Annotated in this window: 22 protein-coding genes; 11 read left to right on the top strand and 11 right to left on the bottom strand. The window is 74.0% G+C overall.

All coding sequences use genetic code 11. The features are described from left to right. Positions 1 to 175: 175 nt before the first annotated feature. Positions 176 to 1,522, bottom strand: coding sequence for an acyltransferase (locus KSE_RS12020; protein WP_014135586.1), 1,347 nt, complete (start codon positions 1,520 to 1,522; stop codon positions 176 to 178). A 324-nt stretch (positions 1,523 to 1,846) separates the two neighbouring features. On the opposite strand from KSE_RS12020, the gene KSE_RS12015 reads away from it, so the two are divergent. Then, on the top strand, positions 1,847 to 3,388 hold the full coding sequence (locus KSE_RS12015) for an APC family permease (RefSeq protein ID WP_014135585.1): 1,542 nt from the start codon (positions 1,847 to 1,849) through the stop codon (positions 3,386 to 3,388). 67 nt (positions 3,389 to 3,455) lie between these two features. Here the strand turns inward: KSE_RS12015 and KSE_RS12010 are convergent, their stop codons facing one another. Then, positions 3,456 to 4,106 carry an NAD(P)-dependent oxidoreductase gene (locus tag KSE_RS12010; protein WP_014135584.1) on the bottom strand — a complete coding sequence of 217 codons (651 nt, stop codon included), beginning with the start codon at positions 4,104 to 4,106 and terminating at the stop codon, positions 3,456 to 3,458. 278 nt (positions 4,107 to 4,384) lie between these two features. On the opposite strand from KSE_RS12010, the gene gcl reads away from it, so the two are divergent. The 3 genes from gcl to KSE_RS11995 all read left to right on the top strand — a co-directional run bounded on the left by gcl (position 4,385) and on the right by KSE_RS11995 (position 7,783). Further along, positions 4,385 to 6,166, top strand: a complete 1,782-nt coding sequence (gene gcl / locus KSE_RS12005; RefSeq protein WP_033258061.1) for a glyoxylate carboligase — start codon at positions 4,385 to 4,387, stop codon at positions 6,164 to 6,166. Between the two features lie 203 nt (positions 6,167 to 6,369). Beyond that, entirely contained in the window at positions 6,370 to 7,212 is an 843-nt protein-coding gene (locus KSE_RS12000) for a S1 family peptidase (protein WP_014135582.1), read from the top strand. 85 nt (positions 7,213 to 7,297) lie between these two features. Then, positions 7,298 to 7,783, top strand: coding sequence for a membrane protein (locus KSE_RS11995; protein WP_014135581.1), 486 nt, complete (start codon positions 7,298 to 7,300; stop codon positions 7,781 to 7,783). Here KSE_RS11995 and KSE_RS11990 read toward each other — a convergent pair. Both KSE_RS11990 and KSE_RS11985 read right to left on the bottom strand, forming a co-directional pair. Beyond that, on the bottom strand, positions 7,752 to 7,988 hold the full coding sequence (locus KSE_RS11990; RefSeq protein ID WP_014135580.1) for a DUF2277 family protein: 237 nt from the start codon (positions 7,986 to 7,988) through the stop codon (positions 7,752 to 7,754). The genes KSE_RS11995 and KSE_RS11990 overlap by 32 nt on opposite strands. A 59-nt stretch (positions 7,989 to 8,047) precedes the next feature. Beyond that, positions 8,048 to 9,061: an Lrp/AsnC family transcriptional regulator gene (locus tag KSE_RS11985; RefSeq protein WP_014135579.1), complete on the bottom strand. Its 1,014-nt coding sequence runs from the start codon at positions 9,059 to 9,061 to the stop codon at positions 8,048 to 8,050. 104 nt (positions 9,062 to 9,165) lie between these two features. On the opposite strand from KSE_RS11985, the gene KSE_RS11980 reads away from it, so the two are divergent. After that, complete coding sequence (locus tag KSE_RS11980) at positions 9,166 to 9,951, top strand: inositol monophosphatase family protein (protein WP_014135578.1); 786 nt, start codon at positions 9,166 to 9,168, stop codon at positions 9,949 to 9,951. Positions 9,952 to 10,311: 360 nt separating this feature from the next. Here KSE_RS11980 and KSE_RS11975 read toward each other — a convergent pair whose 3' ends face one another. Then, a complete protein-coding gene (locus tag KSE_RS11975; RefSeq protein WP_014135577.1) occupies positions 10,312 to 10,980 on the bottom strand; it encodes a 4'-phosphopantetheinyl transferase family protein in 669 nt (222 codons plus the stop codon). Positions 10,981 to 11,195: 215 nt separating this feature from the next. On the opposite strand from KSE_RS11975, the gene KSE_RS11970 reads away from it, so the two are divergent. Beyond that, positions 11,196 to 12,569 (top strand): choice-of-anchor A family protein, encoded by a 1,374-nt coding sequence (locus KSE_RS11970; RefSeq protein ID WP_033258097.1) that lies wholly within the window; start codon positions 11,196 to 11,198, stop codon positions 12,567 to 12,569. A gap of 72 nt (positions 12,570 to 12,641) precedes the next feature. On the opposite strand, the gene kynU is transcribed toward KSE_RS11970, so the two are convergent. Further along, positions 12,642 to 13,871: a kynureninase gene (gene kynU / locus KSE_RS11965; RefSeq protein ID WP_014135575.1), complete on the bottom strand. Its 1,230-nt coding sequence runs from the start codon at positions 13,869 to 13,871 to the stop codon at positions 12,642 to 12,644. Positions 13,872 to 13,888: 17 nt separating this feature from the next. Beyond that, positions 13,889 to 14,734, bottom strand: a complete 846-nt coding sequence (locus tag KSE_RS11960; protein WP_014135574.1) for a tryptophan 2,3-dioxygenase — start codon at positions 14,732 to 14,734, stop codon at positions 13,889 to 13,891. Positions 14,735 to 14,900: 166 nt separating this feature from the next. Between KSE_RS11960 and KSE_RS11955 the strand changes: the two genes are divergently transcribed. Further along, on the top strand, positions 14,901 to 15,332 hold the full coding sequence (locus tag KSE_RS11955) for an Lrp/AsnC family transcriptional regulator (RefSeq protein WP_033258059.1): 432 nt from the start codon (positions 14,901 to 14,903) through the stop codon (positions 15,330 to 15,332). 133 nt (positions 15,333 to 15,465) lie between these two features. On the opposite strand, the gene KSE_RS11950 is transcribed toward KSE_RS11955, so the two are convergent. After that, positions 15,466 to 16,107: a MarC family protein gene (locus KSE_RS11950; RefSeq protein ID WP_014135572.1), complete on the bottom strand. Its 642-nt coding sequence runs from the start codon at positions 16,105 to 16,107 to the stop codon at positions 15,466 to 15,468. A 17-nt stretch (positions 16,108 to 16,124) separates the two neighbouring features. Continuing rightward, entirely contained in the window at positions 16,125 to 16,442 is a 318-nt protein-coding gene (locus KSE_RS11945) for a barstar family protein (RefSeq protein ID WP_014135571.1), read from the bottom strand. A 115-nt stretch (positions 16,443 to 16,557) separates the two neighbouring features. Here KSE_RS11945 and KSE_RS11940 point away from each other — a divergent pair, with 115 nt between their 5' ends. From KSE_RS11940 to KSE_RS11930, 3 genes are all read left to right on the top strand, one after another. Further along, positions 16,558 to 17,121 carry a DoxX family protein gene (locus KSE_RS11940; protein WP_014135570.1) on the top strand — a complete coding sequence of 188 codons (564 nt, stop codon included), beginning with the start codon at positions 16,558 to 16,560 and terminating at the stop codon, positions 17,119 to 17,121. Between the two features lie 48 nt (positions 17,122 to 17,169). Further along, complete coding sequence (locus tag KSE_RS11935) at positions 17,170 to 17,688, top strand: hypothetical protein (protein WP_197540709.1); 519 nt, start codon at positions 17,170 to 17,172, stop codon at positions 17,686 to 17,688. Between the two features lie 266 nt (positions 17,689 to 17,954). Then, positions 17,955 to 19,781 carry a glycosyl hydrolase family 18 protein gene (locus KSE_RS11930; RefSeq protein WP_014135568.1) on the top strand — a complete coding sequence of 609 codons (1,827 nt, stop codon included), beginning with the start codon at positions 17,955 to 17,957 and terminating at the stop codon, positions 19,779 to 19,781. A 149-nt stretch (positions 19,782 to 19,930) separates the two neighbouring features. Here the strand turns inward: KSE_RS11930 and KSE_RS11925 are convergent, their stop codons facing one another. Further along, the gene (locus tag KSE_RS11925; RefSeq protein ID WP_014135567.1) at positions 19,931 to 20,494 is read right to left on the bottom strand and encodes a MarR family winged helix-turn-helix transcriptional regulator; all 564 of its coding nucleotides are present in this window, start codon (positions 20,492 to 20,494) and stop codon (positions 19,931 to 19,933) included. A 153-nt stretch (positions 20,495 to 20,647) separates the two neighbouring features. Here KSE_RS11925 and KSE_RS11920 point away from each other — a divergent pair, with 153 nt between their 5' ends. Further along, on the top strand, positions 20,648 to 21,934 hold the full coding sequence (locus tag KSE_RS11920) for an MFS transporter (protein ID WP_014135566.1): 1,287 nt from the start codon (positions 20,648 to 20,650) through the stop codon (positions 21,932 to 21,934). A gap of 108 nt (positions 21,935 to 22,042) precedes the next feature. Here the strand turns inward: KSE_RS11920 and KSE_RS11915 are convergent, their stop codons facing one another. Then, positions 22,043 to 23,044: a DNA polymerase III subunit beta family protein gene (locus KSE_RS11915; protein WP_014135565.1), complete on the bottom strand. Its 1,002-nt coding sequence runs from the start codon at positions 23,042 to 23,044 to the stop codon at positions 22,043 to 22,045. Between the last annotated feature and the right edge of the window lie 33 nt (positions 23,045 to 23,077).

Genomic DNA, 23,077 nt, shown 5'->3' with positions numbered 1-23,077 from the left:
GCGTGGGCGGGGCTCCGGGACTTCGGCCGGGAGGGCGGCTACCGCGTGGTCGGGGGTTCGGGCCCGGACCGGGTGTTCCTGCTGTCGGCACCCGGTCCGGCGCGGGCGCCGGCGTGCTTCGTACGACTGGTGGAGCAGCGGTTGGAGCAGCCGGCGGGGTGGGTTGCCGGGCGGGTCAGAGCAGTTTGCGCGGGGCGAGGGCGGGCCGCGGGTCGTCGGCGCGGCGGTGGGGGTGGAGCAGGTCGGCGGCGGTGCGGAGCTTCGCGGCGGCGCGGGCGGGGAGGACCAGGGTGTAGAGGTGGCCCTCGCCGCGCGGGCCCTCGACCAGCCAGGACGTCCAGGGCAGTTGGAGGGTGGCGGCGGGGCTGAAGGCGAGCGGCAGCCGGCCGGCCAGCGGGAGGTCCTGCAGGCCGAGGCGGCACCAGCTGGAGACGGTGAGGGTGCGGCGGCCGGGGTCGAAGCCGGCCGGGACGCACTCGCCGACGCGGTCGCGGCCGACCTGTTCGAGGAAGCGCAGGTTGCTCCGGACGCTGAGGTGCTTCTCGGTGAACTCCTCGATGGCGGTGCGCAGTTCGGCGGCGTACTCGGCGGGTGCGGTGCCCGGCCGGTAGGGCAGCCGGATCTCGCCGAGCAGGTTGCCGAGGGCGCCGTCGGGCAGGCCGAGGACGCGCCGCAGGTTGACCGGCATGGTGAGGGTCTGCTCCTCGTCGCCCGCGCCGTCGATCTCGCGCAGCACGTGCAGCAGGTGGGCGCAGAGCGCGTCGTTGGCGGAGAGCCGGCGGCCGGCGTCGGCGCTGTGGGCGGCGCGCAGCCGGGCGGTCTCGGCGGGGGAGAACCAGACCTGGACGGTGCGGTTGGCGAGCGAGGCGCCGGCCACGGCGCGGCGCAGTTCGGCGGCTTCGGCGGGGGCGGGCAGCCGGAGCGCGGGGGTGCCGCAGTCGGCGGCGGGCAGGTGGGCGTCGAGCTGGGCGTCCCGGTCGGGGGCGCGGACGACGGCGGGCGGGGCGGTGCCCTCGGTGCCGGCCGACCAGGCGCGCATCAGCAGGGCGAAGGTCTGCATGTCGCCGACGGCGTGGTGCCAGGAGACGCCGAGCGCGCAGCCGCCGTCGGTGAGCCGGTTGAGCCGGACGGTGAGCAGCGGGAGCGGTTCCCGGCGGGCCTCGGTGGCGCGGACGTGGTCGACCAGGCCGCCGGCGGGCAGCGCCATCCGGTCGAACGCCTCGGTGAGGGTGTAGGGGGCGTCGGCGACGGTGAAGGGGACGCCGGAGTCGTCGGTGTCGATCCAGAGTTCGCCGTCGGGGGCGGTGCGCAGCCGGCCGGCGAACTCGGGCAGGTCGCCGAGGGCGCGGGCCAGGCCGGCGGCGAGGGCGTCGGGGTCGAGCGGGCCGTCGTGGAAGAAGACCACCGAGACCGGCAGGTCGGCGAGCAGCAGGTCGCCGACGGCGCAGCGGACCGGGCCCGGTCCGGGCCGGCCGGCCCGGACGGTGCGGACCTCGGTGTCGGACGTCAGCGTGCCGGTCATCCCGGTTCCCTCCCCAGATCCCTGAAACGACGGGGGAACGATAGGGGCCCGCGGGCGGCGGACACCAGAGGTGCCCGAACGAACGGTTCCGGTCCGGGCGGGTATGTGGCGTTTCTCATACTGATGCCCGAAAAGGCGGAAACCGGGTGGAGTGCGGTTTTCGTCCCGGGCTGATCGGCGATCCGGAAGGCCGAAACGAAGGCGTTCCACGCTAAAAGATCATGTAATCAACGGAAACTGACCCTATCACTTCAATGAAACCCAGGTGATCACCCGGCTTCCGCGCCGCTCCGCTGCGGAAACAGTGGGAGTTACGGTTCCGGCATGGTTCAGCTCCACGACCGCCCGGCGTCCCCACCCCGAGGTGGCGTCCGTTCCAAGGGCCTCAACAGCAACTCGGTGGGCCTGCTCGGCAACGCGGTGATCGGCGTGTCGACGGTGGCCCCGGTCTACTGCCTCACCACCACCCTGGGGACCACGGTGGCCGCCGTCGGCCTGCAGATGCCGGCCCTCTTCCTGGCCGGCTTCCTGCCGATGATGCTGGTGGCCTTCGCCTACCGGGAGCTGAACAAGGCGATCCCCGACAGCGGCACCTCGTTCACCTGGACGGTCAAGGCGTTCGGCCCGAAGATCGGCTGGATGTGCGGCTGGGGCCTGGTGATCGCGACGATCATCGTGCTGTCCAACCTGGCCGGCGTCGCCACCGAGTACCTGTACCTGCTGCTCGGCGAGATCACCCGCAGCGACTCGGTCGCCGCGCTGAACGACGACAAGCTGATCCACGTGGCCACCTGCCTGGCGCTGATCGCCGTCGCGACGCTGATCAGCTACCGCGGCATGACCGCCACCAAGGGCGTCCAGTACGCCCTGGTCGGGCTGCAGCTCGCGGTGCTCGGCCTGTTCGGCGTGATGGCGATCGCCAAGGCCGCGGGCCACGGCGCGGCCGGCTCGCTGCACTTCTCCTGGAGCTGGCTCGACCCGTTCCAGGCCAGCTCGTTCACCTCCTTCGTGGCGGGCCTGTCGCTCTCGCTGTTCATGTACTGGGGCTGGGACGCCTGCCTGAGCGCCAACGAGGAGACCGGCGGCAGCGAGAAGACCCCCGGCCGGGCCGCGATGCTGGCGATGGCGGTGCTGGTCGGCTCCTACCTGTTCACCGCCGTCGCGGTGCAGATGTACGCGGGCATCGGCGCCACCGGCACCGGCCTCGGCAACCCGGACACCTCCTCCAACGTGCTGGCCGTGCTGGCCGGCCCGGTGATGGGCACCGGCCTGGGCGTGCTGCTGTTCGTCGCGGTGCTGGCCTCCGCCTCCGCCAGCCTGCAGACCACCTTCATCCCGGTCAGCCGGACCGTGCTGGCGATGAGCGTGTACGAGGCGCTGCCGGCCTCCTTCACCAAGGTCAACGCGCGCTACCAGACGCCGGGCCGGGCGATCGTCACCGCGGGCGTCGGCACCGGCGCGTTCTACACCGTGATGACGCTGGTCAGCTCGCACGTGCTGGCCGACACCATCGCCGCGCTGACCCTGATGATCTGCTTCTACTACTCGCTGACCGCGTTCGCCTGCGCCTGGTACTTCCGGCACGACTTCCGCAACTCGGTCCGCGACGCGCTGCTCAAGTGCGTGTTCCCGCTGCTCGGCGGGCTCACCCTGGCCGCGATCTTCGGCAAGTCGCTGGTCGACATGGTCGACCCCGCGTACGGCAGCGGCAGCTCGGTGTTCGGCGTCGGCTCGGTGTTCGTGGTCGGGGCCGGGCTGCTGGCGCTCGGCCTGGTGGTGATGGCCGTGATGACGCGCCGCAGCCCCGCGTTCTTCCGCGGCGAGGTGCTCACCCGGGACACCCCCGCCCTGGTCATCCCCGACTGAGCCGGGGAGCACCCGAAGGGCCCCGGACCGCGCGCGGTCCGGGGCCCTTCGGCGTGTCGGGGGAGGGTCAGTAGGCGACGGTGAAGCGCTCGCCGAGGTGCTTCGGCTCCTCGACCTCGTCCAGCAGCGCCACCGCGTAGTCCTCGGTGGAGATCCGGCTCTCGCCGTCCGCGCCGATCAGCAGGTCCTCCAGGCCGGTGCGGTAGGCGCCGGTGCGCTCGCCGGGGGCGATGGTGCCGGCCGGGGAGAGGTTGGTCCAGCGCAGGTCGGTGACGGTGCGCAGGAAGTCCAGCGCGTCGCCGTGCGCGTGCATGATCTGCAGCAGGAACTCCGGCAGGCCGGGGGTGTCCCAGACCTGCTTGCCGTCGGGGGTGCGCAGCGAGCCCGCGCCGCCGACCGTGAGCAGCCGCGGCGCGTCGGCGCCCAGCGTGCGCAGGCCCGCCACCAGCGACTCGAAGGACGGCGCGATCAGCGCCTGGTGGCCCGGCCCGTCGCCGCCGCCGACCGCGCTGACCACCACGTCCGCGCCCTTGGCGTGCTCGGCGACCGAGGCCGGGTCCAGCACGTCGCCGACCGCGACGGTCAGCGCCGGGTGGGTGCGGGTCAGCTTGGCGGGGTCGCGGACCACGGCGGTCACGGTGTGGCCGCGGCGCAGCGCCTCGTCCAGCACGCGGGAGCCGATGGTGCCGGTGGCGCCGTACAGGGTGATGGTGCTCATCGTGGACGTGTCTCCTCTGGTGGGTTCAGCCGCTTGGCGTTTTCCGTCGTCGGATCGACCGTACGGGCGCCCCGGGCAGGCGGGCGAGGTGCTGGGCCGACAGGGCGTGGTGAAAAACGGACAGCCGGGCTCGGCGGCGGGTCGGGCCCGGCGGGCGGGGCTGCAACGTTTTGTTGAAACGCACCTTGACGGCCCCGGCGCGGCCGTCTTAGCTTGCTTTCGCATTCCAAAACTATTCTTCCGCATCGCGGAAGAAGCGTCGACGGCAGGAGTAGCCGATGCCCCGCATGACAGCCGCCCGCGCGGCCGTGGAGATCCTCAAGCTCGAAGGCGTCGAGGTGGCGTTCGGCGTGCCCGGCGCGGCGATCAACCCCTTCTACGCCGCGCTCAAGGCCGCCGGCGGCATCCGGCACACGCTGGCCCGGCACGTCGAGGGCGCCTCGCACATGGCCGAGGGCTACACCCGGGCGAAGGCCGGCAACATCGGGGTCTGCGTCGGGACGTCGGGCCCGGCCGGCACCGACATGGTCACCGGCCTGTACTCGGCGACCGCCGACTCGGTCCCGATCCTCTGCATCACCGGCCAGGCCCCGGTCGCCCGGCTGCACAAGGAGGACTTCCAGGCCGTCGACATCGCCTCGATCGCCAGGCCGGTCACCAAGGCGGCGACCACCGTGCTGGAGGCCGCGCAGGTCCCGGGCGTGTTCCAGCAGGCGTTCCACCTGATGCGCTCGGGCCGGCCCGGGCCGGTCCTGATCGACCTGCCGATCGACGTCCAGCTCACCGAGATCGAGTTCGACCCGGAGGCGTACCAGCCGCTGCCGGTCTACAAGCCGACCGCCAACCGGATCCAGATCGAGAAGGCGATCGCCCTGCTGCAGGCCGCCGAGCGGCCGCTGATCGTGGCCGGCGGCGGCGTGATCAACGCCGACGCGGCCGGGCTGCTGCGGGAGTTCGCCGAGCTGGCCGGCGTCCCGGTGGTGCCGACCCTGATGGGCTGGGGCGTGCTCCCCGACGACCACGAGCTGAACGCCGGCATGGTCGGCCTGCAGACCTCGCACCGCTACGGCAACGAGAACTTCCTCGCCTCCGACTTCGTCCTCGGCATCGGCAACCGCTGGGCCAACCGCCACACCGGCGGCCTCGACGTCTACACCGCGGGCCGCACCTTCGTCCACATCGACGTCGAGCCCACCCAGATCGGCCGGATCTTCGCCCCCGAACTGGGCATCGCCTCCGACGCGGGCGCCGCGCTGGAGCTGCTGATCGAGGTCGCCCGCGAACTGGCCGCCGCCGGAGGGCTGAAGGACCGCCGGGAGTGGGCGCGGAGCACCCAGGAGCGGCGGGCCGCGCTGCAGCGCAAGACCCACTTCGACGACGTGCCGCTCAAGCCGCAGCGCGTCTACGAGGAGATGAACCGGGCCTTCGGGCCGGAGACCCGCTACGTCACCACCATCGGCCTCTCGCAGATCGCCGGCGCCCAGATGCTGCACGTCTACCGGCCCCGGCACTGGATCAACTGCGGCCAGGCCGGCCCGCTCGGCTGGACCATCCCCGCCGCGCTCGGCGTCGCCACCGCCGACCCCGACGGCCAGGTGGTCGCGCTCTCCGGCGACTACGACTTCCAGTTCATGATCGAGGAGCTGGCGGTCGGCGCCCAGCACCGCATCCCGTACGTGCACGTGCTGGTCAACAACGCCTACCTCGGGCTGATCCGGCAGGCGCAGCGAAACTTCGACATCGACTTCCAGGTCAAGCTGGAGTTCGAGAACGTCAACGCCCCCGAGCTGGGCGTCTACGGCGTCGACCACGTCCGGGTCGCCGAGGGCCTGGGCTGCAAGGCGATCCGGGTCACCCGCCCCGAGGACCTGCTGCCCGCGTTCGAGCAGGCCAAGAAGCTGGCCGCCGAGTTCCGCGTCCCGGTGGTGGTCGAGGCGATCCTGGAGCGGGTCACCAACATCTCGATGGCCGCCGCCGACATCGACAAGGTCATGGAGTGGGAGGAGCTGGCCACCGCGCCCGGCGACGCCCCGACCGCGATCCGCGCGCTGCGGGCCTGATCGGCGCGCCGCGGGTCTGACGGAGCGATCGGCGGGGCCTCGCCGCTTGCCGGGCAAGGGAGTTGGCGAGGGGTCGGGGGACGTCGCGGTCTTGACACGATGTCATGGGCGCGCCAATTTAGGGGAATCCCCAGTGGTCCCCCACGTGGCACCCCCGCGCGGCACCCCCGTGCGGCACCCCCACACCTCCGAGAGGCACCCTCATGAAGAAGCCGCTCACCGGCGCCCTCTGCGCGCTGGCCCTCGCCGCCCCCGCCGCCCTGGTCGCCGCCGCCCCCGCGGCCGCTGCCCCCGCCCCCGCCCCCGCCGCCGTGGCGGTGAACTTCGCCGGGACGGTCGCGCTCAGCAACTGCTCGGGCTCGCTGGTCCGGATGCCGAACTCGGTCGACAGCGACCCCGGCCTGATCCTCACCAACGGCCACTGTCTGGAGACCGGCATGCCCGCCGCCGGCCAGGTCATCACCAACCAGACCTCCACCCGCGGCTTCACCCTGCTCAACGCGAGCGGCGGCAGCCTCGGCACGGTCAAGGCCAACCGCGTCCTCTACTCGACGATGACCGACACCGACGTCACCCTCTACCGGCTGAGCAGCAGCTACGCCACGATCAAGAGCCGCTACGGGATATCCGCGCTCACCCTGGACACCGCCCACCCGGTGGCCGGCAGCTCGATCAAGGTGGTCTCCGGCTACTGGAAGAAGATCTACTCCTGCAGCGTCGACGGCTTCGCCTACCGCCTCAAGGAGGGCAGCTGGACCTGGAAGGACTCGGTCCGCTACACCTCCGGCTGCGACATCATCGGCGGCACCTCCGGCTCGCCGGTCGTCGACGCCACCACCGGCAAGGTCGTCGCGGTGAACAACACCATCAACGAGGACAGCCAGACCTGCACGGTCAACAACCCCTGCGAGGTCGACCAGAACGGCACGGTCACCATCCGCCCCGGCCTCGGCTACGCGCAGGAGACCTACACCATCCCCAACTGCTTCGCGCCCGGCAACGTGCTCGACCTCACCCGGGCCGGCTGCGTGCTGCCCCGCCCCTGACGGGGCCCGCGGAGGGGCTCCGGTAAGCGCTGCTAGCGTGGCCGGAGTTCCGTCCTCCGTGTCGTGGTGAAGGGTTGCGCCCGCGATGGCCAAGTTCCTGTTGAGTCTGCACCTGCTGGCCGTCGCGCTGTGCATCGGGCCGGTCGCGGTCGCGGTCAGCATGTTCCCGCGCAAGGCGAGGGCCGCGCTCGCGGCCGGCCCGGAGCAGGAGGGTGCCCGCGCCTCGGTCCGGCTGCTGCACCGGATCGGCAACCTGTACGCGCTGATCGGGCTCGCGGTGCCGCTGCTCGGCATCGGCACCGCGCAGGCGATGGACGTGCTCGGCAACGCCTGGCTGATCGCCTCGATCGTGCTGACCGCCGTCGCTGCGGGCGTGCTGCTGCTGTTCGTGCTGCCCGGTCAGCAGGCGACCATCGACGCGCTGGACGCCACCGCCGACCAGGACGCCGAAACGGCCCGCGCCACCGCCAAGTTGAAGCTGCTGCCGATGACGGCGGGCGTCTTCAACCTGCTGTGGGCGGTCGTCCTGGTCCTGATGGTCATCCGGCCGGGGTCGACGACCGGTTCGTGACCCCGCGGACCTCGACCGCGGCCAGCAGTTCCGCCGTCGCGGCCGCGACGGCCGCCACCGCCGCGTCGAACGCGGCCCGGTTGTGCGCGGCCGGCGCCCGGAACCCGGAGACCTTGCGGACGTACTGCAGCGCCGCCGCGTGCACGTCCTCGGGCGTGGCGTCGGGTGTCATCGGCGGACGGAGCGTCTTGATGCTTCGGCACATGCCCCCAGTCTGCCGCGCCCCGCTGACAGCCGGAGCGGGAACCGCGCCCCCGCCGGCGCTCAGCGGCCGTCGAACCGCCGCAGCCCGATCCCGGCCCGCTTGACCGCGCGGGCCACGATCGCGGTCTCCGCCCGCCGCACCCCGAGCGGGCCCAGCACCTCGGTCTGGAACCGGTACAGCGCCGCGTGGTCGGGGCAGAACACGGCGGCCGTCAGGTTGCCCGGCCCGCTGACGGCCAGCACCCCGTGCACCTGCGGGTGCCCGGCCAGCGCCGCCCCGGTCGCCGCGAGCCGGCCGGGCTCGACGTCCAGCCACAGGTTGGCGTCCACCCCGACGCCCAGCAGCCGCGGGTCCACGCTGACGTGGGTGCGCAGCAGCCCGGCCGCGCCGAGCCGGCGCAGCCGCCGCCGGACGGTCGACTCCGGCACCGCCAGGGCGCCCGCCAGCGCCGCGTGCGAGCGGCGCGCGTCCCGGCCCAGCGCGTCCAGCAGCCGGTGGTCGAGCGCGTCCAGCGGCGGCCGGCCGGCCGGGTGGCCGGTCGGGTGGCCGGGCGGGTCCGACGGCGGCTGCGGGGCGAGCGCGGCCTCCTCGGCGGGCGTCAGCGCGCCGCAGCGCCAGGCCGAGGCGTCCGCGAACAGGTGCAGCACGGCGTGCGCCGCGCTCTCCAGCACCGCGCCGGTGGCCGGCAGCCGCCCGTACAGCAGCCGGTCGCGGGCGGGCGCGTCGGCCAGCACCACCGCCGACACCTCCTGCCCGCCGAGCATCACGTCGACGAACGGCACCCCGTCCAGGGCGGCCAGCGCCAGCGCGATCGGGTCCGCCCGCCCGGGCGGCACCCGCAGCCGCAGCAGCAGCGCGCCGAGCGCGGCCGCCCGGGCGTCCGGCATCCGCACCACCCGGACGGCGCCCGTCCCGAACAGCCGGCCCAGCCGCCGGGAGACCGTCCGCGCCGACACCCCCAGCACCTCGGCGATCCGCCCCGGCTCGGCCCGCCCGTCCACCTGCAGCGCGTGCACCAGCCGTCGGTCGAGACCGTCCAGCAGGCCGGCCGGATCCGCCGTTTCGGTGTCCATCGGTGTCCTGTCTCCGTCGCTTTGGCGGCGGTGACGTCCCGAACCGCCGTGCCGACGGTACTCCTCGTCCCGTCACCGGAACGACGCCGACGAAGGAGCCGACCATGCGGGACCTGCTGGACGCCACCGAACGGGCCGTGCGCGAGGTCGGCCGCCGACTCGCCGCCCGGCAGCCCGCCGAGCCGCTCGACGCCGCCACCCCCGCCGAGGCGCGGGCGGCCTTCGCCGCCGTCGACCGCCCCGCCGCCCGGGAACTGCGCGAACGCCTCGGCGCGCTGCGCCCGGGGGCCGGCTGGCTGGACGACGAGTGGGCGCGCGAGCTGCCGGCCGACGGCGAGTGGTGGCTGTGCGACGCCACCGACGGCGCCGTCCAGTACCTGAGCGCCCTCCCGCACTGGGCCGTCACCGCGACCCTGCTGCGCGACGGCGCCCCCGTCCTCGCCGTGGTGCACGCCCCGCGCGAGGGCGCCACCCACACCGCGGCGGCCGGCGGCGGCGCCCGGCTGAACGGCCGCCCGTGCGCGCCCCGCGCCCGCGTCCTGGCCACCGCCGTCGCCGCCACCTCGCAGCCCCCGGACGCCGCCCGCGACCCGGAGGCGGTCCGGGCCGCCGGCGCCGCGCTGAGCGCCGTCCTGCCGCACGTGCCCGCCGTCCGCAACCTCGGCCCCACCGCCCTGCAGGTCGCCCGGGTCGGCTCCGGCCACCTCACCCTGTTCTGGCAGTACGGCGCCGACCCCGCCAACCTGCTGCCCGGCGCCCTGCTCGCCGCCGAGGCCGGCGCCCGCGTCACCGACGCCCGGGGCGAGCCCTGGACGCCCGCCGCCCGGTCCTTCGTCGCGGCGGCGCCCGGCGCGCACGCCGAACTGCTGGGTCTGCTGCGGGCGGTGTGACGGAGCGGCGGGGGAGGACGGGGGCCGGAACGCGCAGGAGAGGGAGTGGAGTTCGCGGACGGTGCGGAGGCGGCGCGGGCGTGCGTCGAGCGGCTGGGGGAGGAGGCCGGGACGCGGTTCGCCGCGATGGCGCGGCGCGGCTTCCGGGCCGGAGCGGGCGGCGGCCGGGGAGCCGGGCACGGCGTGGCCGGCGGCGGAGGGGGTGCCGCTGTCGCTGATGGCGGTGCTGGACACGGACGCGCTCGCGCCCTGGCCGGCCGGACACCCTGCACGGCGTCGCGGTGACCCGCCGGGACGCGGACGGCCTCGGCGCGGCCGACGGCGAGGGCCGCTGCTCCTGAGCCCGCCGGCGGGCCGGGGCTACAGCGCGGCGAGCCCGACCGGGAGGGTCGCGGCGGCGGCCAGCAGGGCGGTGGGGGTGGCGAGTTCGAGGTAGTGCAGGTCGCCGTCGCGGTGCCGGGCCGACGGGTCGGGCGGGTCGAGCGGGAGGTGCGAGAGGTCGAGCTCGGCGAGCGCGTCCAGGCTGGTGCGGCCGAGCTTGATCAGCGCCTCCTTGCGGACCCACAGGCGCAGGAACGCGGTGGTGGGGTCCGGGTGCGCGCGGACCAGCGCCCGCTCGGCGGGGCTGAGGACGGTCTCCAGCGCGGCGGGGTCGCTGGTGCGGGGGCCGAGGTGCTCGACGTCGACGCCGACCGGCACGGGCCCGGCCGCGGCGGCGACCACGCCGCCGCTGTGCGACAGGCTCAGGTGGGTGCCGGGCCGGTCGGTGAGGTACGGGCGGCCGTGGGTGGCCTCGCCGCAGCCCGGGCAGCGCTGGCCGAAGGCGACCTCGGCGGGGTCGGTGCCGAGCAGCGCGGCCGCGCAGTACCGGACCAGCAGGTGCGCGGCGAGGTAGTCGTCGCGGTCGGCGGGCCGCAGGAAGCGCCGCAGCCGCTCGCGCTCGTAGTCGGCGAGCAGCCGCTCGTCGGCGTCCGGCCGGGCGAGCACCTCGGCGGTGGTGGCGAGCATGGCGAGCGGCGTGTTCGGCACGGGTTCTCCCTCTCCAGACGGTCGCCTTCGTTGACGCGCCATCAGAATAGTCCGTTCGAATGATTTTTCGGCGCGTCTGTCTTCGGCTGCCCGAGAACGCTACGCCGTTTCCCCTTGGCTGGTCAGGTCTGCTGCCCGCTGACCCACCGTCAACGAGAGGGGTGTCCGTGCGATCCGGCGTCCGAGGCAAGAACCCGCTGCTCAGAATCGCCGTGGTGGCGACACTCGCCGCCGCTCCGCTGCTCACCCTGGCCTCGATCGGCCAGGCCGACCAGCTGGCCCCGCCGCTCGGCCCCTGCTCGGGCCCCAACTGCCCGAGCACCTGGGACCCGCCGCACACCGGCCCGTTCAACGGCTCGGACGCCTCGCTCAGCGTCTACGTCGGCGGCGACTACCGGGTGCGGCAGAACGCGGCCGAGGTCGAGGGCAAGATCGCCATCGTGGGCAACCTCGACATCAACAAGGCCAACGGCGGCGCCTTCAACATGGGCGTGGTCGGCGTCGGCTCGATGGTCACCCCGCCGAACGCCTCGGACCACGTCACGGTCGGCGGCTCGGTCACCATCGACGGCTCGCAGCCGCTGCCCAGCCGGCTGTTCATCGGCGGCACCGACTTCTTCGTCCAGCCGCCCAAGGCGCTCTGGGGCAACCTCAAGTACGGCACCACGCTGACCGGCCTGTACGACATCACCCCGGACGGCCAGGCGATCCAGGACCCGACCGCGATCGACGCGTTCAGCAACCTGACGCCGGTCATCGAGGACCACTCGTCCTGCATGGCCCAGCAGACCGCGACCGGCACGGTGGTCGACGACGGCACCACGGTCACCTTCACCGGCGACGGCACCAGCGCCCGGCAGGTCTTCAACTACGGCCAGAACATCGGCACCGACGGCGGCATCCGGAAGATCGACTTCGCCGGGATCCCGGCCGGCGCGACGGTCATCGTCAACATGACCGGCAGCAACGTCGTGGTCAACACCAGCAGCGGCACCGGCAACAACGACGACGAACTGACCGCGCTGCGGCCCAACCTGATGTGGAACTTCCCGACCGCCACCAGCATCGAGGTCAAGGGCACCGCCCAGTGGCAGGGCTCGATCATGGCGGGCAACCCGGCGAGCACCACCATCCTGTCCAACCCGGGCACCAACGGCCGGGTCTACCTGGCGGGCAGCCTGCAGCAGGAGGGCAGCGCGGGCACCGAGGTCCACAACTACCCGTTCAACGGCGACCTGCCGGTCTGCGGCGAGAGCCCCTCGCCGTCGCCCTCGCCGAGCGACTCGACCAGCCCGTCCCCGTCCCCGTCGCCGAGCGACTCGACCAGCCCCTCGCCGTCCCCGTCGAACAGCGAGAGCCCCAGCCCCAGCCCGTCGCCGAGCGAGAGCACCAGCCCGGCGCCGTCCCCCTCGCCGAGCGAGACCACGCCCGAGCCGACCGGGTCGACCTCGACCCCGGCCGGGCCGCCGCTGCCGGACACCGGCGGCGGTGACCTGGTCGCCCCGGCGGCCGGGGCCGCCGCGGTGCTGCTCGGCCTGGGCGGCGGCGTCCTCGCGCTGGCCCGCCGGGCCAGGGGCCGCCACAGCTGACCGGTGAGCCGGTAGGACGGCAGGAACGGCCGGGGCCCGCGGGCCCCGGCCGTTCCGCGCGTTCCCGGCGCCTCAGGTCACCTCGCCGCGGCGGGCGAACCGCCCGTCGCGCCACTCGCCGCTCGCCAGCACCTCGCGCAGCGCGCCCGCCGCGTCGTGCACGTCGGCGCGGGAGAGGTAGAGCGGGGTGAAACCGAAGCGCATCAGGTCGGGGGCGCGGAAGTCGCCGATCACGCCGCGGGCGATCAGCGCCTGGACCACCGCGTAGCCGTCCGGGTGGCGCAGCGCGACCTGGCTGCCGCGCCGGGCGTGCTCGCGCGGGGTGACCGGCTCGACGTCCAGGTCGGCGGTCAACTCCAGGAACAGATCGGTGAGTTCCAGGCTCTTGGCGCGGACGGCCGTCGGGTCGGCCAGCTCCCAGACCTGCAGCGCCGCCTCCAGCGCGGCCAGGCCCAGGATCGGCGGCGTGCCGGTCAGGAACCGGGTGACGCCCTCGGCGGGCCGGTAGCCCGGCTCGAAGTCGAACTGCCGGGCGTGCCCGAACCAGCCGGTCAGCGGCTGCCGGGCGGCCTCCTGGTGGCGGGCCGCCGCGTACAGGAAGGCGGGCGCGCCCGGGCCGCCGTTGAGGTACTTGTAGCCGCAGCCGACCGCGAAGTCGGCGCCCGCCGCGTCCAGTTCGACCGGCAGCGCGCCCGCCGTGTGGCACAGGTCCCAGACCGCCAGCGCCCCGGCCGCGTGGATCCGGGCGGTCAGGCCGGCCATGTCCAGCAGCTCGCCGGTGCGGTAGTCGACGTGCGAGAGCAGGACGGCGGCGGTGCCCGCGTCCAGCACGGCGTCCAGCTGCGCGGCGGAGTCCAGCAGTACGGTGCGGGTGCCGGGACGCAGCGCGCCCACGCCGTCGGCGACGTACAGGTCGGTCGGGAAGGCGTGCCGCTCGGCCAGCAGTGCCGGGCGGCCCGGACGCAGCCGCAGGGCCGCGCCCAGCACCTTGAACAGGTTGACCGAGGTCGAGTCGCAGACCACCACCTGCCCCGGCGCGGCGCCCAGCAGGTGGGCGCCGAGCCGGTCGCCGAGCCGGCCGGGCCGGTGGAACCAGCCCGCCTCGTTCCAGGACCGGATCAGGCCGACGCCCCACTCGTCCGCCACCACCCTGGCCAGGTGGCCCGGGGTGCGGCGGGGCAGCGCGCCCAGCGAGTTGCCGTCGAGGTACAGCACCCCGGCGGGCAGGTCGAACTCGGCGCGCAGGGCGTGCAGCGGGTCGGCGGCGTCGCGGGCCGCGCACTGCGCACGGGTGGGGGTCACAGCTGCTCCCGGGTCGTTCAGAGGGTGTCGCGGACGGTCCACAGCTCGGGGAAGACGTCCTGCTCGGCGGCGTGCTTCAGCCAGCTCAGGCCACTGGAGCCGCCCGTGCCCGGCTTGCCGCCCATCGTGCGCTTCACCGACGCGTAGTGCCGCTGCCGCCAGCGGGTGACCCGCTCCGCGGTGTCCAGCAGCCGCTCGCCGAGCTCGGCCAGGTCGGCCAGCGCCGGATCGGTGTACACGGCCCGCCAGGCGGCCTCCACGGCCGGATCCGCCCGGTACCGGGCGGTCACCGGCACCGCCGGCACCGCCAGGCCGCGCCGGGCCAGCACGCCCAGCGCCTCGGCGTACAGACTGGGAGTGCGCAGCGCGGCGAACAGCTCGTCGTACGCGGCGGGCGAGTCCCGGAACATCTCCAGCAGGCCCTCGCTGCGGTTGCCCAGCAGGAACTCCAGCCGCAGGAACGCCGCCGACTGGAAACCGGACGCCTCGCCCAGCACCGGGCGGAAAGCACCGAACTCGCCGGGCGTCATCGCGGCCAGCAGCCCCCACGAGTCGACCAGCACGTCCTGTGCGTGGTGCCCCCGGCGCAGCGCGGCCAGCGCGGTGCCCAGGTCGTCGGCGCGCAGCGCGGCCCGGGCGGCCGACCACTCGTGGTGCAGCAGGTCGAACAGCAGCTCCATCACCTGGGTGGTGACGATGAACGTGTACTCGGACGGCTCCGCGCTGAGCGGCCGCTGCAGGGAGTGCAGCTCGGCCAGCCGCGCGTACCGGGCGTAGGGGGTGGGCGCGTCGGTGTCGGTCGCCCCGGTGTCGTTCCGTTCGGGGTCGAACCGCAGGTGGGGACGGTGGGTCTGGCCGGTCATGGCCGTTGCCTCCTTGGTTCCGCCCGCTCGGGGTGCGGCGGGCGCCACCCATTGTGCGTCCCGGTGGCCTGATCTTGAATGGGTGAAGCCACCCGATCGGGTGCCCCGGCCTGCCGTTCGAAACGCGTTGGGCCGCAACCGCCTCACGAACGCGAAGGAGCCGCCCGTGGACGCGGTGGACCGCCTGCTGCTGGCCGAACTGCAGGGCGACGCCCGGCTCTCGTTCAACGAGCTGTCCCGCCGGGTCAACCTCTCGCCACCGGCCGTCGCCGAGCGGGTCCGCCGACTGGAGGGCGACGGGGTGATCACCGGCTACCACGCGCACCTCGCCCCCGCGAAGGCCGGAGCGGCGGTGATGGCCCTGGTCACCGTCGAGTGCTACGGCGTGCGCTGCCTGCTGCGCGACCCCGAAGTCGCGAACTGGCCCGAGGTGCTCCAACTCCACCGGGTCACCGGCGGCGCCTGCTGCGCCCTGCTCGTCGGCGTGCCGGACATGGCCGCCTTCGAGCGGCTGACCGACCGGCTGGGCGGCTACGGGCAGCCCACCAGCTCGATGATCCTGTCCAGCCCGGTGCCGTGGCGCCCGCTCAGCCCCTGAGCCGGGGCGGGCATCCACGGACGGGGGTGGGGCGGCGGGAAGTCGCCTGCGGCGGGCTCGGGCGGCGGAGATCGCCTGGCGGCGGGCCTGGGGGTTTGGGGGCGGTGCGGGGTGGGGTGGGGGCTGTCTGGGGTCAGTGGCCGTTCTGGGAGTCGGCGAGGTGGACGCCGAGGCTTTCCAGGCCGTAGAGGACCATCTCGACGCCGACCGCGGCGAGCAGGAGGCCGAGGAGGCGGGAGAGGACTTCGAGGGAGGTGCGGCGGCTGGCGCGCAGGAGGGGGGCGAGGAGCAGGACGCAGAGGCAGTCCACGGCGATCACGGCGACGTACATCGCGGCGACGGTGGAGTGCCAGCCGAGGGTGTCCCGGGTGAGGGACTCGACCAGCAGGGCGGTGATCGCGAGCGGGCTGGCCACGTACGGGAGCAGGAGTTCGCGGATGCCGTCGGCGAGCGGGTTGGCGAGGTGCTCGTCGTTCTTGCCGCCGCCGCCGAGGTGGAAGCCGAGGACCAGGGCCATCGCGTAGACGAAGAAGATCACCCCGCCGGCGATCTGCAGGGACTGGTCGGAGATGTGGAACAGCGCGGCCATGAAGTCCGCGCTGTAGGCCAGCACCAGGCCGACCAGGGCCGCCACCAGCGAGGAGACCAGGGTGAGTCGGCGCAGCTCGGCGGGGGTGCGGCCCTGGCTGAGCTGCGCGAAGGCGAGCAGCACCTTGGGCGGGCCGACCACGGCGAAGAAGGTGACGAAGACGGTGCTCAGGGTGATCGCCGACATGCGCCCATGATGCGGGGTCAGCGCAGCCGGACGGTGGCGCCACCCTGGCGCAGGACGTCGAGGACCGCGTCGAAGTAGGAGCGCTCCTCCTCGTCGGGGCCGGTCACCCGGCGGGTGAGGGCCTGCGCGGAGTCCATCGCCCGCTGCCAGACCAGGGTGAACGGGGGGACCGGGCCGAAGCCGCCGCGCAGGCAGTCGGCGAGGGCGTCCAGGTTGCGGCCGTAGTAGCCGTCGGGGGCCCCGACGGCGCGGCCGAGTTCGGCCCAGAGCGAGGGCTCGTCGGTGATCCGCTCGCCGTGCAGGACGTACGAGGGCGGCTGCGGTGCGGTGGTCATCGGGGCTCCGTTCTGCTGGCGGGCGTCGCCCGGATGGCTTCGCCGGGTCGATCGGGGCCGGTGCGCGCGCTGGGATGGGCCCTAAGTCTTCTCTTCCACACCAGGGGCAACAACCATGACCAGTCTGCACCGCAAGGATCTCGGTCTGCTGGCGCTGCGCGGAGCCGTCGGCGGAGTCCTGTTCGCGCACGGGACGCAGAAGCTGTTCGGCTGGTTCGGCGGCGCCGGGCCCGAGGGCACCGCGCAGGCGATGGAGCACATGGGCTTCGTGCCGGGGGAGCGCAGCGCGCGGGCCGCCGGCCTGGGCGAGGCGGGCGGCGGCGCGCTGCTCGCGCTCGGGCTGGCCACGCCCGCCGCGGGCTCGGTGGTCGCCGGGACGATGGCGGGCGCGATCTCGGTGCACGCCCCGGCGGGCTTCTTCGCCCAGGGCGGCGGCTACGAGTACCCGGCGCTGCTGGGCGCCTGCGGCCTGGCGCTCGGGGTGGCCGGCGCGGGCCGCTACTCGCTGGACGCCGCGCTCGGGCACCGGCTGGCCCGCCCCTGGGTGGGCGTGCTGGCGTTCGCGGCCAGCGCGGCGGGCGCCGCCGCGGTGGTGGCCCGCCGCCAGGAGGAGGTCCGCCGCCGGGAGGCGCGGGCCGCCGACGAGGCCGCCCTGGAGGACGGCACCGGGCTCTCCTGACCCGCCTTCCCGCTCCACCCCCCCACCCAATCGAAGGGATCCCCACTGATGAAGCGATCGATGCGGGCCGTCGCCGGCTGGACGGCCGCCGCGCTGCTGGGCGGCGCGGCCCTGGCGGGCTGCTCCTCGGACGGCTCGCCGTCCCCCGCCGTGTCCTCGGCGCTGGACGGCGCCAAGTCGGCGGTGGCCTCGGCGGCCTCCTCGGCGACGGCGGCGGTCGGCTCGGCCGCCGCCTCGCTGGGCGCCTCCGCGCAGGCCGCCGCGTCCTCGGCGCTGGCCAGCGTGAAGGGCGGGCTGGACGCGAAGGACGACGTGGTGCTGGGCAAGACCACCACCGGCTCGGACGGGAAGCTGTCGGTGCCGCTGACCGTCACGAACCACGGTTCGCAGGCCGGCAAGTACACGATTCAGGTCAACTTCGACGACGCGTCGGGAAACCTGCTGGACGCGGTGGTGGTCAGCGTGCCGGAGGTGGCGGCGGGGGCGTCCGCGCAGGCCACGGCGGAGAGCAACCGCTCGCTCGAGGGCGGTGTGACCCCGGTGGTGGCGAACGCGCTGCGGTACTGACCTGACACCGAACCTTAAGCGTGGCGTAAGCGTCAGAACCCGCTCTTGACGCCCGAGTTGGTCTAGTCCATTTTACTTGGCAGGTGCAGGGAGCCCCTGGGCCGGCGCCGGTGGTTTAGACCACCGGCGCCGGTTCGGCTTACCCGCACCTGGTGTTTGTGCAGGCCAACGCTCGATTCCCCTGTCATGCCCAGGTCGTGCGACCCCACCTCGTACGGTTCGTGCCTGGACGTGACGGGACCCCCACAACCAGGAGTCACGCAGCCATGCTTCGTTCCGTTTCCTCCGCGGCGCCCGCGCGCCGTCGGCCGAAGGGCTGGTCCGCGCTCGCGGCCGGCACCGCGGCCTCCCTGCTGCTCGGCAGCGCCCTCGCGCTGACCGCCGGCGGTACCGCCCAGGCCGCGCCGACCAACTCGACCGGTGCCCCGGCCACCAGCGGCGGCATCAAGGTCGCGTACTTCGACCAGTGGTCGATCTACTCGAACGCGTACTACCTCAAGACGATGCAGGACACGGGCGCCGCGGGCAAGCTCGACTACATCATCTACGACTTCGCGAACATCCACCCGACCAACGGCACCTGTTTCGAGGCCAACAAGGCCGCGTCGCAGAACGAGGACGACCCCAATGCCGGTGACGGCGCGGGCGACTCCTTCGCCGACTACCAGAAGAGCTTCGGCGCCGACATCTCGGTCGACGGCGTGGGCGACACCTGGAACCAGCCGATCGTCGGCAACTTCAACCAGCTGAAGAAGCTGAAGGCGAAGAACCCGAACCTCAAGGTCCTGATGTCGATCGGCGGCTGGACCTACTCGAAGTACTTCTCCGACGTGGCCGCCAGTGACGCCTCGCGCAAGAAGTTCGTCTCGTCCTGCGTCGACATGTTCATCAAGGGCAACCTGCCCGTCGAGGGCGGTTACGGCGGCGCGGGCACCGCGGCCGGCATCTTCGACGGCTTCGACCTCGACTGGGAGTACCCGGGCGGCAACGGCCACACCGGCAACCACGCCTCCCCGAACGACAAGCAGAACTTCACCGCGCTGCTCGCCGAGTTCCGCAGCCAGCTCGACGCCCAGACCAAGACCGACGGCCGCACCTACGGCCTCGCGGCCGCGGTCGGCGCCGGCCAGGACAAGATCAAGCAGGTCGAGACCGACAAGATCGGCCAGTACCTGACCTTCCTGGACATCATGACGTACGACATGCACGGCGGTTGGGAGGCCCAGGGCCCGACCAACCACCAGGCCCCGATCTACACCAACCCGAACGACCCGATGAACCCGGTCCCGGGTGGCAACGGCAAGTACTCGGTGGACGCGGCCGTCAAGGCCTACACCGTGGGTGACCCGCAGTACGGCATCGCGGGCGGCTTCCCGGCGAAGAAGATCAACGTCGGCATCCCGTTCTACTACCGCGGCTGGACCGGCGTCTCCGCCGGCACCACCCACGGCCTGTTCCAGAAGGCGTCCGCCCCGGCCCCCGGCGGCACCTACTCCGGCGGCGTCGCCGGCATCAAGATGTTCAAGGAGCTGAACGGCTTCGTCGACAACCCCAGCTACACCTACTGGGACGACGCCGCCAAGGCCGCCTACTTCTACGACGGCACCACCTTCTGGTCCGGCGAGAACGCCCAGTCCATCCAGGCCAAGCTCGACTACGCGCACTGCAACGGCCTCGGCGGCTCGTTCATGTTCTCGATGTACGACCTGGGCACCCAGACCGGCCTGTTCGACAAGACGGTGACCGCGACCAACGGCTCCGCCGCGTCCTGCCCGGCCGCCCCGACCGGCTCGGCCTCCCCGACCGCCTCGGCCTCCGCCTCGCAGTCGGCCAGCCCGTCCGCCTCCGCGTCGGCCTCGGCCTCCGCGTCGGCTTCCGCCTCGGCCTCGGCCTCCGCGTCCGCCTCGGCTTCGGCCTCCGCCTCGACCGGTGCCTGCGCCGGTGCCCCGAGCTGGAGCGCGGCCACCGTGTACGCCACCTCGACCAAGGTCTCCTGGAAGGGCCACTACTACACCAACAAGTGGTGGACCACCAACGAGGACCCGAGCCTGAGCGGCGCCTGGGGCGTCTGGACCGACAACGGCGCCTGCTGAACCACCGGCACCGCTGATCGGCTGAGCTGAACCCCGCGAGGGGCGCGAGGAGAGAGATCTCCCCGCGCCCCTCGTTCCGTTCTCCGGCCCGCCCGATGCCCCCGGCGGCCGCAGCGCCCGCGGCGCCCCCGGCGCCCCCGGCGGGTCGGTCAGCAGGTCAGGTCGTCGGTGCGGCCGAGTGCGTCCGGCTGGGTCTCCTCGATCCGGCGCAGCATCCGGGTCAGCGCGGCGGCCAGCTCGGGGCGGGTCTCGCCGGCCACGTCCTGGAGCAGGTCGGCCTCGAAGACGGCGGCCATCCGCATCAGCTCCAGCCACTTGTCGCGGCCCTCGGCGGTCAGCTCGATGATCACCCGGACCCGGTTGGCCTCGTCCCGGTCCCGGGTGACCAGGCCCTCGGTGACCATCCGGTCGATCCGGTGGGTCATCGCGGCCGGGGTCAGGCCGAGCCGCTTGGCCAGCTCGCCCGGCCCGAGCCGGTAGGGCGCGCCGGCGAACACCAGCGCCTTGAGCACCTCCCACTCGGCGGAGGTGATGCCGAGGGTGGCCAGCTGGCGCCCGTACGCCACGTTCATCCGGCGGGCCAGCCGGGACAGGGTGGAGACGATGGTCTCCACCTGCGGGTCCACGGTGGGGAATTCCCGCTGGTAGACGGCCACCTGTTCGGCGATGCCGAGCTCGGTGGCGGTCTGGGGCTCCGCTCTGCGTGTGCTCATGGGCCCATTCTCCCACGCAGCGTGCAGTTGTTAAGCCTTTGACCTCTCAGTCTTTGACCACATAGCCTTTGGGTGGTAAGACTTTAGGTCTGAAATCTTACGGAGTAAAGCCGAGGCGAGGGGCCCGGCTCGATGCGTGAAGAGGGGTGTGCAGTGAAGGAGAGGGGCGGCCGACTGCGCCGCGTCCAGATCGGGAACGCGCTCAGCGCGTTCGGCAGCGGCTTCACCTTGCCGTACATGTTCGTGTACGTGGACCAGGTGCGCGGCCTCGGCGCCGCGGCGGCGAGCGCCGTGTTCGTGGTGTTCGCGCTGGCCGCGCTGGCCGTGCTGCCGTTCACCGGCCGCGGCATCGACCGGTACGGGCCGCGCCCGGTGCTGCTGGCCGGCGCCGCGCTGGCCGCCGTCGGCTCGTTCGCCTTCGGGCAGGCCGCGAGCACCCCCGGGCTGCTGCTCTCCTCCTTCCTGTTCGGTGCGGGCGTCACCACCTGCCAGCCCGCGCTCGCCACCATGATCGTCCGCTGCACCGGGCGCGCCGAGCGCTCCCGCGCCTTCGCGCTCCAGTTCACCCTGGTCAACCTGGGCATGGGCATCGGCGCCCTGGTCGGCGGCCAGATCGTCGACACCGCCGACCCGTCCAGCCTGACCAGGCTCTTCACCATCGAGGCGGTCACCTTCCTCGGCCTGGCCGCCGTCACCGGCACCGCGAAGATGCCGCCGGCCGCCGTCGAACCCGCCCCGGCCGGGGCGGGCGCGAAGCGCGGCGGCGGGCTGCGGGCGATGGTCGCCGACAAGGCGATGCTGCGGCTGTGCGCCCTCGCCGGGCTGATCTTCTTCACCTGCTACGGGCAGTTCGAGTCCGGCGTCGCCGCGTTCGCCACCGACACCGTCGGCACCGCGCCGTCCACCCTCGGCCTGGCCATCGGCGCCAACGCGCTGACCATCGTCCTGCTGCAGATGTTCGTCGTCCGGATCACCGAGCGCCGCCGCCGCACCACCGCGATGGCCGCCGCCGGACTGGTCTGGCTCGGCGCCTGGGGCATGGCCGTGGTCGCCGGGCTGGTCCGCACCGAGGCGATGGCCGCGACGGTCGCGATCGTCGCCGTCTACGCCCTGTTCGGCGTCGGCGAGTCGCTGCTCGCGCCCACCATGGGCCCGATCGTCGCCGACCTCGCCCCCAGTCGGCTGCTCGGCACCTACAACGCCGGCTACGCGCTGGTGAAGCAGATCGCCGTCGCGGTCGGCCCCGCCGTCGGCGTCCTGCTGGTCGGCTCCGGCACCTGGCCGCTCTACCTCGCCGCGATGGCGCTCTGCACCCTGCTGATCGTCGCCCTCGCCGTCCGCCTGCGCGGACACCTCACGCCCGCCCAGGACAACGTCCGGGTGCTGCCCGTCCCGCAGCGCGAACCGCGCCCGGCGCGGGAACTCCAGACGGCGGCCTGAGACCCGACGTACCCCCGGGGGCCGGCAGCGTTCCGCACGCTCCCGGCCCCCGCCGCGCTGCCCGGGCAGGGTCGGGCCGGGGCCGGGCTGGGACGGCCCGGGGCCGGGTCAGCGGGCGATCGGCATCAGGAGGGAGAAGGTGTCGGCGCGGGACGGGAAGCGGATGGCCAGGGGGGCGATCGGGCCGCCGAGTTCGAGGACGAGTTGTTCGGCGGTGCCGGCGGCTTCCAGCAGGTAGTCGTGGTTGACGTGGACCAGCAGGGCGGTCGGGGCGGGGGTGCCGGGGAGGGCGTGGGCGGGGGTGGCGGTGAGGGTGGTGGAGCCGTCGGTGGCGGGGAGGGCGCGGAGTTCGGCGGCGGTGAGGGTCAGGCGGTGGGTGGGCTCGTGGCGGAGCAGCCGGCGGTAGTCGGGGAAGTCGGCGGGGACGCGCTCGCCGGAGAGCGAGCGGCCGGCCGCGCGGATCGCGAAGTGGTCGCCGTCGAAGGAGAGTTCGGCCTCCTCGGCGTCGGCGAGCAGGGCCCGGGCGGCGTCCGCGAGGGCGGTCGGCAGCAGGGCGGAGGCGGGCGGGCCGTCCAGGGCGGCCGGGCAGTCGGCGACCGCCAGCCGGTAGCGGTCGGTGGCGACCAGGTGCAGCGCGCCGTCCTCGGCGTCCAGGAAGATCCCGGCGACGGCGGGCAGCGCGGCGTCCGCCGGGGCGGCGAAGCGCACCGCGTCCAGGGCGGCGGCGAGGGCGGGGGCGGGGACGGTCAGGCGGGTCATCGGCACGGGGCACTCCCGGGAGTCGAGCAGGGCACGGACGGCGGAGAGCTCCCGGCGGGCGTCGGTCAGACCGTCCTCCAGGCGGCGCAGGTGCGCGTCCAGCTCGGCCCGGGCCTCGGCCGGGGAGCCGGTCAGCACCCGGGTGATCCCGGGCAGCGGCATCCCGACCCGGCGCAGCCGGGCCAGCAGCCGGGCGTCCGGCAGCTGCTCGTCCGCGTACCAGCGGTACCCGGTGCGCGGGTCCACGACGGCCGGGACGAACACGCCCGCGCCGTCGTAGAACCGCAGGGTGCCGGGGCTCAGGCCACAGGCCCGGGCCGTCTCGCCGATGCTGCGCATGGTGCTCTCCACGTCACGGAGCCTGGTCCCTCGACCTGGTCGAGG

Origin of the sequence: Kitasatospora setae KM-6054, assembly GCF_000269985.1 — a bacterium.
In the GTDB taxonomy this organism is placed as follows: Bacteria; Actinomycetota; Actinomycetes; order Streptomycetales; family Streptomycetaceae; genus Kitasatospora; species Kitasatospora setae.
This window is presented reverse-complemented; position numbering and strand designations above follow the sequence as displayed.

Excerpts from the sequence above, each read along its gene's own strand:
- KSE_RS12020 (WP_014135586.1), bottom strand. The coding sequence starts at position 1,522 with ATGACCGGCACGCTGACGTCCGACACCGAGGTCCGCACCGTCCGGGCC.
- KSE_RS12015 (WP_014135585.1), top strand. The coding sequence starts at position 1,847 with ATGGTTCAGCTCCACGACCGCCCGGCGTCCCCACCCCGAGGTGGCGTC.
- KSE_RS12010 (WP_014135584.1), bottom strand. The coding sequence starts at position 4,106 with ATGAGCACCATCACCCTGTACGGCGCCACCGGCACCATCGGCTCCCGC.
- gcl (WP_033258061.1), top strand. The coding sequence starts at position 4,385 with ATGCCCCGCATGACAGCCGCCCGCGCGGCCGTGGAGATCCTCAAGCTC.
- KSE_RS12000 (WP_014135582.1), top strand. The coding sequence starts at position 6,370 with ATGAAGAAGCCGCTCACCGGCGCCCTCTGCGCGCTGGCCCTCGCCGCC.
- KSE_RS11995 (WP_014135581.1), top strand. The coding sequence starts at position 7,298 with ATGGCCAAGTTCCTGTTGAGTCTGCACCTGCTGGCCGTCGCGCTGTGC.
- KSE_RS11990 (WP_014135580.1), bottom strand. The coding sequence starts at position 7,988 with ATGTGCCGAAGCATCAAGACGCTCCGTCCGCCGATGACACCCGACGCC.
- KSE_RS11985 (WP_014135579.1), bottom strand. The coding sequence starts at position 9,061 with ATGGACACCGAAACGGCGGATCCGGCCGGCCTGCTGGACGGTCTCGAC.
- KSE_RS11980 (WP_014135578.1), top strand. The coding sequence starts at position 9,166 with ATGCGGGACCTGCTGGACGCCACCGAACGGGCCGTGCGCGAGGTCGGC.
- KSE_RS11960 (WP_014135574.1), bottom strand. The coding sequence starts at position 14,734 with ATGACCGGCCAGACCCACCGTCCCCACCTGCGGTTCGACCCCGAACGG.
- KSE_RS11950 (WP_014135572.1), bottom strand. The coding sequence starts at position 16,107 with ATGTCGGCGATCACCCTGAGCACCGTCTTCGTCACCTTCTTCGCCGTG.
- KSE_RS11945 (WP_014135571.1), bottom strand. The coding sequence starts at position 16,442 with ATGACCACCGCACCGCAGCCGCCCTCGTACGTCCTGCACGGCGAGCGG.
- KSE_RS11940 (WP_014135570.1), top strand. The coding sequence starts at position 16,558 with ATGACCAGTCTGCACCGCAAGGATCTCGGTCTGCTGGCGCTGCGCGGA.
- KSE_RS11935 (WP_197540709.1), top strand. The coding sequence starts at position 17,170 with ATGAAGCGATCGATGCGGGCCGTCGCCGGCTGGACGGCCGCCGCGCTG.
- KSE_RS11930 (WP_014135568.1), top strand. The coding sequence starts at position 17,955 with ATGCTTCGTTCCGTTTCCTCCGCGGCGCCCGCGCGCCGTCGGCCGAAG.
- KSE_RS11925 (WP_014135567.1), bottom strand. The coding sequence starts at position 20,494 with ATGAGCACACGCAGAGCGGAGCCCCAGACCGCCACCGAGCTCGGCATC.